The following is a 13,280-nucleotide window of genomic DNA, read 5'->3' on the forward strand; positions in this document are numbered from 1 at the left end:
TCCTTCCTTAATACAGAGAGTGGGTGTTGCTTTCGATATGTTCTTTCGTGATACGACCGAACATTTTCCAGTAACACCAGGCGGTGTAAGCCAGAATAATCGGTACGAACACGGCAGCCACAAACGTCATCAGATTAAGGGTCATCTGGCTGGAGGTTGCATCCCACATCGTCAGGCTTGCATTCATCATCGTGCTGGATGGCATCACGAACGGGAACATCGCGATACCGGCTGTCAGGATGATGCACGCCAGCGTCAGTGAAGAGAAGACAAACGCCAGTGCCCCTTTCTCCGCGCGGGAGGTCAGGATGGTCAGCACCGGCAGCACGACGCCCAGTGCCGGAATCGCCCACAGAATCGGTGTGTTATTGAAGTTCACCAGCCAGGCACCAGCCTCGCGAGCCACCTCTTTGGTCAGCGGGTTCGACGGCGCGGTATGGTCAATCGCAGTGGTCACAACATAACCGTCGATACCAAACATCACCCATAGACCTGCCAGCGCAAAGCCAACCAGCGTCACCAGAGCCGCCATCTGCGAGACGGCACGGGAGCGCAGGTGCAGCTCGCCCACGGTACGCATCTGCAGGTAGGTTGCCCCCTGGGTGATGATCATCGCCACGCTGACGACCCCTGCCAGCAGACCAAACGGATTCAGCAGCTGGAAGAAGTTACCGGTGTAGTAGAGGCGCATATATTCATCAAGGTGGAACGGCACGCCCTGCAGCAGGTTGCCGAACGCCACGCCGATGACCAGCGGCGGCACGAAGCTACCGATGAAGATGCCCCAGTCCCACAGGTTACGCCAGCGGGTGTCTTCAATCTTCGAGCGGTAATCAAAACCGACCGGACGGAAGAACAAGGATGCCAGCACCAGAATCATCGCCACATAGAAGCCGGAGAACGCAGCCGCGTAGACCATCGGCCAGGCAGCGAACAGTGCGCCGCCTGCGGTGATGAGCCACACCTGGTTACCGTCCCAGTGCGGGGCGATGGAGTTAATCATAATTCGACGCTCGGTATCATTACGACCGAGGAAGCGGGTGAGCATGCCCACCCCCATGTCGAAACCGTCAGTGACCGCAAAACCAATCAGTAAGATCCCGACCAGCAGCCACCAGATAAAACGCAATACTTCATAATCGATCATTTGATGACTCCTGTCTTACCGTGCCGGCTGAGTAGTCACGGTGGACTGCTCGTAGTGAGGCTGAGAAGCAACGGTGGACTGCTCATAATGGTAGCGACCGGTTTTCAGGCTGCTTGGGCCAAGGCGCGCAAACTTGAACATCAGGAACAGTTCAGCCACCAGGAACAGAGTGTAGAGGCCGCAAATCAGCAACATGGAGAAAATCAGATCGCCTGCGGTAAGAGAGGAGTTCGCCACCGCAGTTGGCAGCACCTCACCGATAGCCCACGGCTGACGGCCATACTCCGCAACAAACCAGCCGGATTCAATGGCAATCCACGGCAGCGGAATCGCATACAATGCGGTGCGCAGCAGCCATTTCTTCTCACCGATACGGTTACGAATGACCGACCAGAAGGAGGCGGCGATAATCAGCAGCATCAGCACACCACAACCCACCATGATACGGAAGGCGAAGTAGAGCGGCGCCACGCGCGGAATCGAGTCTTTGGTCGCCATCTGGATCTGCTCTTCCGTCGCGTCAGAGACGTTCGGGGTATAGCGTTTCAGCAGCAGGCCATAGCCAAGGTCTTTTTTCACGTCGTTAAACTGGTCGCGAACAGACTGATCGCTGGTCCCGGAACGCAGTTCTTCCAGCAGCGAGTAGGCTTTCATCCCGTTACGGATACGCTCTTCATGCTGCACCATCAGATCTTTCAGACCGATAACCGGCGTATCCACAGAGCGGGTGGCAATGATGCCCAGCGCATAAGGGATCTGAATAGCAAAGTGGTTCTCCTGCGCATCCTGATCGGGGATACCAAAGAGGGTAAAGGCGGCCGGGGCAGGCTGGGTTTCCCATTCTGCTTCGATCGCTGCCAGTTTGGTTTTCTGCACGTCGCCCATTTCGTAACCGGATTCATCACCCAGCACGATAACGGAGAGGATAGCCGCCATACCGAAGCTCGCCGCGATGGCGAAAGAGCGCTTAGCAAAGGCGAAGTCACGACCACGCAGCATGTAGTAGGCGCTGATGCCCAGCACGAACATCGCGCCGCAGACATAGCCGGAGGCCACAGTGTGAACGAATTTCACCTGCGCGACCGGGTTCAGCACCAGCTCGGAGAAGCTGACCATCTCCATACGCATGGTTTCGAAGTTGAAATCAGAGGCGATAGGGTTCTGCATCCAGCCGTTGGCGACCAGGATCCACAGTGCGGACAGGTTAGAGCCCAGGGCCACCAACCAGGTTACGCACATATGCTGGACTTTACCCAGACGATCCCAACCAAAGAAGAACAGACCTACAAAGGTAGATTCGAGGAAGAAGGCCATCAGACCTTCAATGGCCAGCGGCGCCCCGAAGATATCCCCGACATAGTGGGAATAATAAGACCAGTTAGTCCCGAACTGGAACTCCATGGTCAGGCCGGTTGCCACGCCCAGCGCAAAGTTGATACCAAACAACTTGCCCCAGAACTTGGTCATATCTTTATAAATCTGTTTGCCGGAGAGGACGTAAACCGTTTCCATGATGGCCAACAGGAACGCCATACCGAGCGTCAGCGGCACAAACAGGAAGTGGTACATCGCGGTCAAGGCAAACTGTAAGCGCGACAGTTCGACTACGTCTAACATTATGACTCCTTGCTCATCGCATGAAGACTCCGAGAGTGAATCCCGTTAGAGAAGGATCCACACACATGCCCCAAAAATTATCAGCACCCTTTCTTCGTTACTTAATCCTCGCAGGAGGAAAAAAGCGATGATGAAAGGTTACAGATGCGTTAATAAAAACTGAAATTGATCCCGCAAATATATTACGCTGCAAAACCCTTACAATAAACAGGTTTTTAATGGAAGTCTTTTACGATTTACGACAGCGATCAATATTTAGCAAAATTACCACTTTCCGACCAATTTGATCGGGAACAATTTAGCGCCTTTTGACGCTCTTTTCCAGGTATTAAATATTGATAAAAATCAATAATGCCTGAACGTGTTAAGGGTGTTTACGCGTGGTAAATGCAATGAAAATGATGTTAATGATATGTTTTAATATTCGCTTGATGGTTATCAAATAAAGCGGGGATTATAAATAAAGGTGATTTAAATTAACGCAGGCAGCGAAGCATTTTTTTAATAAGCCTGTACTACTAATGTCAGATGGTTCACAGTAATTTTCCGCAGGGGTTTTATCAAAAATTATTATCACAAATATTTTACTTTTAACAATCTATAATTTAACACCAATGTGTTGCTAATTTGTTTCATCCCGTCGCACCAAAAATGTTTTCACGCCCGTTTGCTTAACTTTCATCCGCCCTGCCCACCTCTGTCTCCACACGTAAACACTGTCGCGCAAAAAAAAGGCCATCTTGCGATGGCCAACCATGTCGAAACGGACATTTATTATGTCAAAGCTCCCCGCACGGGGAGCAGAGAGGATTTACTTAATGATGGATTTCAGTGCTTCACCGATGTCAGCCAGGCTGCGCACGGTTTTCACGCCAGCGGCTTCCAGCGCAGCGAATTTCTCATCCGCAGTGCCTTTGCCGCCCGCGATGATGGCGCCTGCATGGCCCATACGCTTGCCTTTCGGCGCGGTCACACCCGCGATGTAGCCAACAACTGGCTTGGTCACGTGATCTTTAATGTAAGCAGCCGCTTCTTCTTCTGCGCTACCGCCGATTTCACCGATCATCACAATCGCTTCAGTCTGCGGGTCTTCCTGGAACAGCTTCAGGATGTCGATGAAGTTAGAGCCCGGGATCGGGTCGCCGCCGATGCCCACACAGGTGGACTGGCCGAAACCGTAGTCGGTGGTCTGCTTAACCGCTTCATAGGTCAGGGTACCGGAACGAGAGACAATGCCCACTTTACCTGGCTTGTGAATGTGACCCGGCATGATGCCGATTTTGCATTCGCCTGGGGTGATCACGCCCGGGCAGTTTGGCCCGATCATGCGCACGCCCGCTTCGTCCAGCTTCACCTTCACGGTCAACATATCCAGGGTCGGAATACCTTCGGTGATGGTGATAATCAGTTTGATGCCTGCGTCGATCGCTTCCAGGATGGAGTCTTTGCAGAACGGCGCCGGAACGTAGATCACGGTGGCAGTTGCGCCAGTCGCTTCTACCGCTTCACGAACGGTGTTGAACACCGGCAGGCCCAGATGGGTGGTGCCGCCTTTACCTGGCGTTACGCCGCCAACCATCTGCGTACCGTAGGCAATCGCCTGCTCAGAGTGGAATGAACCCTGGCTACCGGTGAAGCCCTGGCAGATAACCTTGGTATCTTTATTAATTAAAACGGACATTATTTCCCCTCCACTGCGGCAACAACCTGCTGAGCTGCATCCGTCAGACTTTTCGCTGCAATAATATTCAGGCCGCTGTCAGCCAGTTTTTTCGCGCCGAGTTCAGCGTTGTTACCTTCCAGACGAACGACAACCGGGACGTTCACGCCCACTTCTTCTACCGCGCCGATGATACCGTCAGCGATCAGGTCGCAACGTACGATACCGCCGAAGATGTTAACCAGAACGGCTTTCACGTTGTCATCGGAGAGAATAATTTTGAATGCTTCGGTCACGCGCTCTTTGGTTGCGCCGCCGCCCACATCCAGGAAGTTTGCCGGCTCGCCGCCGTGCAGCTTAACGATGTCCATGGTGCCCATTGCCAGGCCCGCACCGTTAACCATGCAGCCGATGTTGCCATCGAGTGCCACGTAGTTCAGCTCCCACTGTGCAGCCTGCGCTTCACGTGGATCTTCCTGAGACTGGTCGCGCATTTCGCGCAGGTCAGCCTGGCGGAACAGCGCGTTGCCGTCAGCGCCCAGTTTGCCATCGAGGCAGATCAGATCGCCCTGCTTGGTGATCACCAGCGGGTTGATTTCGATCAGCGCCAGATCGCGCTCCAGGAAGATGGTTGCCAGGCCCATGAAGATCTTGGTGAATTGCTGCACCAGTTTACCTTCCAGACCCAGTTTGAAGGCCAGCTCACGACCCTGGTAAGGCATTGGGCCTGCCAGCGGATCAATAGCGACTTTGTGGATCAGATGCGGCGTCTCTTCCGCCACTTTTTCGATCTCCACGCCGCCTTCGGTAGAGGCCATGAACACCACGCGACGGGAGCTACGGTCTACGACTGCGCCCAGGTAGAGTTCTTTAGCAATATCGGTTGCCGCTTCAACCAGGATCTGGTTAACCGGCTGGCCGGCTGCGTCTGTCTGGTAGGTCACCAGACGTTTGCCGAGCCAGTGCTCCGCAAAGGCGCGGATCTCTTCTTTACTGTTAACGACTTTCACACCGCCCGCTTTACCGCGGCCGCCAGCGTGAACCTGACATTTCACTACCCATGGACCCGCACCGATTTTAGAGGCGGCTTCTTCTGCTTCACGAGGGGTATTGCAGGCATAACCCACCGGAGCCGGTAAGCCATACCGGGCAAACAGCTGTTTTGCCTGATATTCATGTAAGTTCATGTGTTCTATCCATCCTTCAGGGTAATCGTTAGGTCATGCTTTTGTAGGCCCGGCAGACCAGGTGCCGCCGGGCAGTACCGCGAAAAACTAGACGTCCAGCAGCAGACGGGTCGGATCTTCCAGCAGCTCTTTAATCGCCACCAGGAAGCCCACGGACTCGCGGCCATCGATCAGACGGTGATCGTAAGAGAGCGCCAGATACATCATTGGCAGGATCTCCACTTTACCGTCTACCGCCATCGGGCGGTCTTTAATGGCGTGCATGCCCAGGATCGCGCTCTGCGGTGGGTTGATGATCGGGGTAGACATCAGCGAACCGAATACGCCGCCGTTGGTAATGGTGAAGTTACCGCCAGTCAGGTCATCTACGGTCAGCTTGCCGTCACGGCCTTTCACTGCCAGCTCTTTAATTTTCTTCTCGATGTCAGCCATGCCCAGGGTATCCACATCACGCAGAACCGGGGTTACCAGGCCGCGCGGAGTAGAAACGGCCATGCTCACGTCGAAGTAGTTGTGATAAACCACATCATCGCCATCGATAGATGCGTTCACTTCCGGGTAGCGTTTCAGCGCTTCAACAACCGCTTTCACGTAGAAGGACATAAAGCCCAGACGGATACCGTGACGTTTTTCAAAGGCGTCACCGTACTGCTTACGCAGGTCCATGATTGGCTTCATGTTCACTTCGTTGAAGGTGGTCAGCATCGCGGTGGAGTTTTTCGCTTCCAGCAGACGCTCGGCCACGCGCTTACGCAGGCGGGTCATCGGCACGCGTTTTTCGCTGCGTGCGCCCAGAGCAGGCTGTGCTGCTGGTGCCGCTTCAGGCGCTTTGGCTTCTGCTTTCGCTTCAGACGGCGCTTTCGCCAGGTGTTTGTCAATATCTTCGCGGGTCAGGCGGCCACCAACGCCGGTGCCTTTAATGGCCGCCGGGTCGAGGCTGTGCTCAGCCAGCAGGCGACGGATCGCCGGGCTCAGCGCGTCGTTGCTCTGCTCTTCCAGAGAAGCCTGCTGGCGCTGGGCCGGCGTAGAGGCTTTCTCTTCAGACTTAGCGCTGGACTCTTTGCCCGCGCTGTTGCCTTCACGCAGGCGACCGAGGATCTGGCGAGAGGTTACCGTCGTACCTTCATCTTCCAGGACTGCATCCAGAATGCCATCCGCTGAAGCCGGTACTTCCAGTACCACTTTGTCAGTTTCGATTTCTACCAGCACTTCGTCGCGGGTTACCGCGTCGCCTGGTTTTTTGTGCCAGGTGGCGACGGTTGCATCTGCTACGGACTCAGGCAGGTCGGGAACAAGAATATCTACGCTACTCATTATGTATCCTTTAATTAATCGACGTTCAGCGCGTCATTGACCAGATCTTGTTGCTGCTTCTGGTGAACGGACATATACCCTACCGCCGGAGAGGCGGAGGCCGGGCGACCTGCATAACGCAGAGCAGACCCAAATGGAATCACTTCACGGAAATGATGCTGGCTGCAGTACCATGCGCCCTGGTTGAGCGGCTCTTCCTGGCACCAGACAAAATCATGTACGTGAGCGTACTGTTTCAGCACTTCCTGCATCGCCTGATGCGGGAACGGATAAAGCTGTTCGATACGCACGATGGCGACATCTTTCTGATCGTTCTTACGGCGCTGTTCCAGCAGGTCGTAATAAACCTTACCAGAACACATTACGACACGCTTAACGCCCTGCGGATCCAGTTCGTCAATTTCACCGATGGCCGGCAGGAAGGTGCCGTTTGCCAGCTCTTCCAGGCTGGAGACCGCCAGCGGGTGACGCAGCAGCGATTTCGGCGACATCACCACCAGCGGACGGCGCATCCCGCGCAGCGCCTGACGACGCAGCATGTGATAAACCTGTGCCGGGGTAGACGGTACGCAGACCTGCATGTTCTGCTCGGCGCAGAGCTGCAGATAACGCTCCAGACGTGCGGAGGAGTGCTCCGGCCCCTGGCCTTCGTAGCCGTGCGGCAGCAGCATCACCAGGCCACACATACGGCCCCACTTCTGCTCACCGGAAGAGATGAACTGGTCGATAACCACCTGCGCACCGTTGGCGAAGTCGCCGAACTGCGCTTCCCAGATGGTCAGGGTGCGTGGTTCTGCGGTGGCGTAACCGTATTCGAATGCCAGCACCGCTTCTTCAGAGAGCACGGAGTCCCAGACCTTAAACTGGCCCTGGCCGTTGTGCACGTGCTGCAGCGGGGTATAGGTTGAACCGTTGGTCTGGTTATGGATCACCGCATGACGGTGGAAGAAGGTGCCGCGGCCCGCATCTTCACCGGACAGACGGACCGGAATACCTTCATCAACCAGAGTGGCGTACGCCAGGTTCTCAGCTCCGCCCCAGTCAAAGAGCTTCTCGCCTGAGGCCATCGCCTGACGGTCAGCGTAGATCTTCTGCACACGGGACTGCATCTCGATCGCTTCAGGTACGGTGCTGATGCGTTTTGCCAGCTCCTGCAGACGCTTCATCTCTACCTTGTTCGGGTAGCTCTCATCCCACTCGTGGTTGAGGTATGGCGACCAGGTAAAGGAGTGCATGTTCATCGGACGCAACTCTTTCACCACGCATTCGCCGGCATCCAGCGCGTCGCGGTAGAGGTTGACCATCTCGGTGGCATCTTCCAGGGTGACAACCTTCTCCGCTTCCAGCTTGTCAGCATAGATTTTACGCGGGGTCGGATGTTTTTTGATTTTCTGGTACATCAGCGGCTGGGTTGCACTCGGCTCGTCCGCTTCGTTATGGCCATGACGGCGATAGCAGAACAGATCGATGAACACATCGCGCTTAAAGGTGTTACGGAAATCCAGCGCCAGGCGGGTCACGAACGCGACCGCTTCCGGGTCATCCGCGTTAACGTGGAAAATTGGCGCCTGAACCATCTTACCGATGTCGGTGCAGTATGGGGTGGAACGTGCGTCCAGCGGGTTAGAGGTGGTGAAGCCCACCTGGTTGTTGATGACGATGCGAACGGTACCGCCCACTTCGTAACCCCGCGCTTTCGACATGTTCAGGGTCTCCTGAACCACGCCCTGCCCGGTAACTGCCGCATCGCCGTGGATGGTGATTGGCAGAACTTTGTTGCTGCTTGGCTCGTCCAGACGATCCAGACGGGCGCGTACGGAGCCGATAACCACAGGGCTTACGATCTCAAGGTGCGACGGGTTAAACGCCAGCGCCATGTGAACCAGGCCGCCCTGGGTTTCGATATCCGATGAGAAGCCCATGTGGTACTTCACGTCACCGGTACCGAGGTGTTCTTTATGTTTGCCCGCGAATTCGTCGAACAGATCCTGCGGCTTTTTACCCAGCACGTTGATCAGCACGTTCAGACGACCACGGTGCGCCATGCCCAGTACCACTTCGCGGGTACCGCTGTTGCCCGCGTGGCGGATCAGCTCTTTCAGCATCGGCACCAGCGCATCGCCGCCTTCCAGCGAGAAGCGTTTTGCGCCCGGGAATTTCGCACCGAGATAACGCTCCAGCCCTTCGGCTGCGGTCAGTTCGTTCAGGAAACGCTTTTTCTCGTCGGCATTGAAGGTGGATTTACCGGCAACAGATTCGATACGCTGCTGGATCCAGCGTTTCTCTTCGGTAGAGGTGATGTGCATATACTCTGCGCCGATGGAGCCGCAGTAGGTCTGCTTCAGCGCTTCCAGCAGATCGCCCAGCTTCATCGTGTCTTTGCCGATAGCGAAAGAGCCAACGTTGAAGGTTTCCTGGAAATCCGCTTCGGTCAGGTCGTGATATGCCGGATCTAAATCAGCCACGCGCTCCTGCTTCCACAGTCCCAGCGGATCCAGATTTGCGTGCTGGTGGCCGCGGAAGCGGTAGGCGTTAATCAGCTGCAGGACTTTAACCTGCTTCGCATTGGTGTCAGGGTCGGAGATAGCGGAAGAGTAACGTGAGGCATCCTTCGCCAGACGACGGAAATAATCACGTGTTTTGGAATGAAATTGATCCGGTTTGACACCCGTTCCAGGTAACTCCTGGAACATGGAACGCCAGTTAGCGTCCACTGAGTCAGGGTCGGTTAAGAAGTCTTCATAGAGCTGTTCAATCCAGCTTTGGTTTGCACCAGAGAGGAATGAAGAGTCCAGCCAGGCTTTCATTGCGCCGTTCTGCATCGTGATCCCTTAAGCATTTTTATGCTTACTTTCGCCGTAGAAACTACCACGCACACTACGTGTACGTGCCGGGGTTCACCTGCGAGCTCTTTTCATTTGGCCCGCGAAGGAACCTTTAGAAACTGTCTAGACTTCAGGGCAGTTTTTAAAGGTTTCTGCAAATTGCCCGGTGGCGCTACGCTGACCGGGCCTACAAAATCGTAGGCCGGATAAGCGCAGCGCCATCCGGCGTTGTTACTTACGCACTGCGCTGCAACAACATCGACTTAATGTGGCCGATGGCACGCGTCGGGTTCAGCCCCTTAGGACATACACTGACGCAGTTCATGATGCTGTGGCAGCGGAATACGCTGAAAGCATCACTCAGCCCTTCCAGGCGGTTGTCGGTTTCGGTATCGCGGCTGTCAATCAGGAAGCGGTACGCTGCCAGCAGGCCAGCCGGGCCGATAAACTTGTCCGGGTTCCACCAGAACGACGGGCAAGAGGTCGAACAACATGCACAGAGGATACACTCATACAGGCCATCGAGTTTTTCACGCTGCTCTGGCGACTGTAAATGCTCGCGAGCGGGTGGATTTTGCCCATTATTCAACAAGTAAGGCTTAATCTTCTCATATTGTGCATAGAATTGCCCCATGTCCACCACCAAATCACGCACCACCGGCAGACCCGGCAGAGGGCGGATGACAATCTTCTGTCCCGGACGGTTAAGCGCCGAGATAGGCGTGATACAGGCCAGACCGTTTTTGCCATTCATGTTCAGACCGTCGGAGCCACACACCCCTTCACGGCAGGAACGACGAAACGACAGTGTCGGATCCTTTTCTTTCAGCTGCATTAAGGCGTCCAGCAGCATCATGTCACGGCCTTCTTCCGCTTCCAGGGTGTAATCCTGCATACGCGGAGCGTCATCAACATCAGGGTTATAACGATAAACTGAAAATTCGAGTTTCATTGTCCTGTCTCCGCATTAGTAAGTACGAATCTTCGGCGGGAACGCCGGACGCAGTTTCGGTTCCATATTGACGCTGCGTCGCGTCATGGATTCCGTCTCTGGCAGATACAGGGAGTGGCACAGCCAGTTTTCATCATCACGATCCGGGAAGTCGAAGCGGCTATGGGCGCCACGGCTTTCGGTACGGAAGTTTGCAGAGACCGCCGTTGCGTATGCGGTTTCCATCAGGTTATCCAGCTCCAGACATTCAACGCGCTGGGTGTTGAACTCGCTGGAGGTGTCGTCCAGACGGGCATTTTTCAGACGCTCGCGGATCGCTTTCAGCTGCTCAAGACCTTTGGCCATCGCGTCACCTTCACGGAATACCGAGAAGTTGTGCTGCATGCACTCCTGCAGCGCTTTACGGATTTCCACCGGATCTTCGCCGTTACGGTTGCCGTTCCAGCGGTTGAGACGTTCCAGAGAGGCTTCAATATTCGCTTCGGTGGCATCACGCAGTGGCCCCTGCTCGGCAATGGACTCCTGCAGATGCAGACCGACCGCACGACCAAACACCACCAGGTCGAGCAGAGAGTTGCCGCCCAGACGGTTGGCGCCGTGTACGGATACGCAGGCAATTTCGCCTACCGCAAACAGGCCCGGGATCACCACATCTTCGCCCTGCTCGTTCACGGTCAGCGCCTGGCCGGTCACTTTGGTCGGAATACCGCCCATCATGTAGTGACAGGTTGGGATAACCGGGATCGGCTCTTTAACCGGGTCGACGTGAGCGAAGGTACGGGAGAGTTCCAGGATGCCCGGCAGACGGGATTCCAGAACCTCTTTACCCAGATGATCCAATTTCAGCTTCGCGTGCGGGCCCCACGGACCGTCGCAGCCGCGGCCTTCACGGATTTCGATCATGATGGAACGCGCCACCACGTCACGACCCGCCAGGTCTTTCGCATTCGGGGCATAACGCTCCATGAAGCGCTCGCCATGTTTGTTCAGCAGGTAGCCGCCTTCACCGCGGCAGCCTTCTGTTACCAGCACGCCCGCACCGGCGATACCGGTTGGGTGGAACTGCCACATCTCCATATCCTGCACCGGTACGCCAGCGCGGATAGCCATACCGACGCCGTCACCGGTGTTGATATGGGCGTTCGTAGTGGACTGATAAATACGGCCTGCGCCGCCGGTCGCCAGCACGGTGGCACGGGCTTTGAAGTAGACTACTTCACCGGTTTCAATGCACAGGGCGGTACAACCGACGATGGCGCCATCTTCGTTTTTCACCAGATCCAGCGCATACCACTCGGAGAAGATGGTGGTTTTGTTCTTCAGGTTCTGCTGGTACAGCGTGTGCAACAAGGCGTGACCGGTACGGTCCGCAGCCGCCGCTGTACGTGCCGCCTGCTCGCCGCCGAAGTTCTTCGACTGGCCGCCAAACGGACGTTGATAGATGGTGCCGTTCTCCAGGCGGGAGAACGGCAGCCCCATGTGGTCAAGCTCCAGAATCGCTTCCGGGCCGGTTTTACACATATATTCAATGGCGTCCTGGTCACCGATATAGTCGGAGCCTTTCACCGTGTCGTACATATGCCATTCCCAGTTATCATCATGGGTATTACCGAGCGCAACGGTGATGCCACCCTGCGCAGATACGGTATGGGAACGGGTCGGGAACACTTTAGAGAGCAGCGCACAGGTCTGGCCGCTCTGGGAAATTTGCAGCGCCGCGCGCATACCTGCGCCGCCAGCGCCAATCACTACAGCGTCAAATTCTCTGACTGGAAGTCTCATCACACACCCCACACCACAACAAATCCATAAATAACGTAAACCACCAGTGCAACGACAATAGCCAGCTGCAACGCGAGACGAATCGCCATTGATTTAACGTAGTCGGTCAGTACCTGCCACATGCCAATCCACGCGTGGATCAGAATGGAGAAGAGCGCCAGCAGGGTAAACACTTTGGTAAAGGCAGACCCGAAGAAGCCAGTCCAGATTTCCCAGGTCAGATCGCCGCTGGTGGCAAAGAAACCGATCATGTAGATGATGTAGAGGGTGAGAACGATAGCGGTAGCACGGACCAGAATAAAGTCATGTACGCCGTTGCGTCCTAATGCGGAGGCGTTGCTTACCATACGAGAACTCCTGCGAGAAGTGAAAGCACGACAGTGATAACAAAGGAGATGTTAGCGGTACGTTTGCCGGTTTCGAAGGTCTCTTCCAGATAGCCGACATCCATCAGCATATGGCGGATGCCGCCAACAACGTGATAGGCCAACGCGGTGAGGATGCCCCACATGATAAATTTCACAAAGAAACCGTTCATGATGTCGGCGGCCTGCTGGAATCCTTCCGGAGACGAGAGGCTGGTACCCAGTAACCATAACAGGATACCCACCGCGACAAACGTGATCACACCGGATACACGATGAAGGATGGACGCTATTGCCGTTACGGGGAATCGGATCGTTTTGAGATCCAGATTGACAGGTCTTTGTTTTTTCACATTTCTTATCATGAATAACGCCCACATGCTGTTCTTATAGTTTCCTTCCTCCGGACTGCGATGCGGGTCAGACAGCGT

At 55.2% G+C, this 13,280-nt stretch carries 10 protein-coding genes; all 10 read right to left on the reverse strand.

Annotation, left to right across the window (positions count from 1 at the left end):
• Nucleotides 1–7: 7 nt before the first annotated feature.
• Entirely contained in the window at nt 8–1,147 is a 1,140-nt protein-coding gene (gene cydB / locus B3X29_RS05470) for a cytochrome d ubiquinol oxidase subunit II (RefSeq protein ID WP_103178725.1), read from the reverse strand.
• A 15-nt stretch (nt 1,148–1,162) separates the two neighbouring features.
• Nucleotides 1,163–2,764 carry a cytochrome ubiquinol oxidase subunit I gene (gene cydA / locus B3X29_RS05475; RefSeq protein ID WP_103178724.1) on the reverse strand — a complete coding sequence of 534 codons (1,602 nt, stop codon included), beginning with the start codon at nt 2,762–2,764 and terminating at the stop codon, nt 1,163–1,165.
• An 811-nt stretch (nt 2,765–3,575) separates the two neighbouring features.
• Complete coding sequence (gene sucD, locus B3X29_RS05480; protein ID WP_032617085.1) at nt 3,576–4,445, reverse strand: succinate--CoA ligase subunit alpha; 870 nt, start codon at nt 4,443–4,445, stop codon at nt 3,576–3,578.
• Nucleotides 4,445–5,611 (reverse strand): ADP-forming succinate--CoA ligase subunit beta, encoded by a 1,167-nt coding sequence (gene sucC, locus B3X29_RS05485; protein ID WP_103178722.1) that lies wholly within the window; start codon nt 5,609–5,611, stop codon nt 4,445–4,447. Before sucC ends, sucD begins: the two co-directional genes overlap by 1 nt.
• A gap of 87 nt (nt 5,612–5,698) precedes the next feature.
• Entirely contained in the window at nt 5,699–6,925 is a 1,227-nt protein-coding gene (gene odhB, locus B3X29_RS05490; protein ID WP_103178721.1) for a 2-oxoglutarate dehydrogenase complex dihydrolipoyllysine-residue succinyltransferase, read from the reverse strand.
• Nucleotides 6,926–6,939: 14 nt separating this feature from the next.
• Nucleotides 6,940–9,747, reverse strand: a complete 2,808-nt coding sequence (gene sucA / locus B3X29_RS05495; protein ID WP_103823558.1) for a 2-oxoglutarate dehydrogenase E1 component — start codon at nt 9,745–9,747, stop codon at nt 6,940–6,942.
• 238 nt (nt 9,748–9,985) lie between these two features.
• The gene (sdhB, locus tag B3X29_RS05500; protein ID WP_103178719.1) at nt 9,986–10,702 is read right to left on the reverse strand and encodes a succinate dehydrogenase iron-sulfur subunit SdhB; all 717 of its coding nucleotides are present in this window, start codon (nt 10,700–10,702) and stop codon (nt 9,986–9,988) included.
• A gap of 15 nt (nt 10,703–10,717) precedes the next feature.
• Nucleotides 10,718–12,484: a succinate dehydrogenase flavoprotein subunit gene (gene sdhA / locus B3X29_RS05505; protein WP_159339274.1), complete on the reverse strand. Its 1,767-nt coding sequence runs from the start codon at nt 12,482–12,484 to the stop codon at nt 10,718–10,720.
• Nucleotides 12,484–12,831, reverse strand: coding sequence for a succinate dehydrogenase membrane anchor subunit (gene sdhD / locus B3X29_RS05510; protein ID WP_103178717.1), 348 nt, complete (start codon nt 12,829–12,831; stop codon nt 12,484–12,486). The genes sdhA and sdhD overlap by 1 nt, the downstream gene beginning before the upstream one ends.
• Nucleotides 12,825–13,229, reverse strand: a complete 405-nt coding sequence (sdhC, locus tag B3X29_RS05515) for a succinate dehydrogenase cytochrome b556 subunit (RefSeq protein ID WP_168192044.1) — start codon at nt 13,227–13,229, stop codon at nt 12,825–12,827. The genes sdhD and sdhC overlap by 7 nt, the downstream gene beginning before the upstream one ends.
• Nucleotides 13,230–13,280 lie beyond the last annotated feature (51 nt).

This window comes from Leclercia sp. UBA5076 (genome assembly GCF_002416465.1).
Classification (GTDB): Bacteria; Pseudomonadota; Gammaproteobacteria; order Enterobacterales; family Enterobacteriaceae; genus Enterobacter.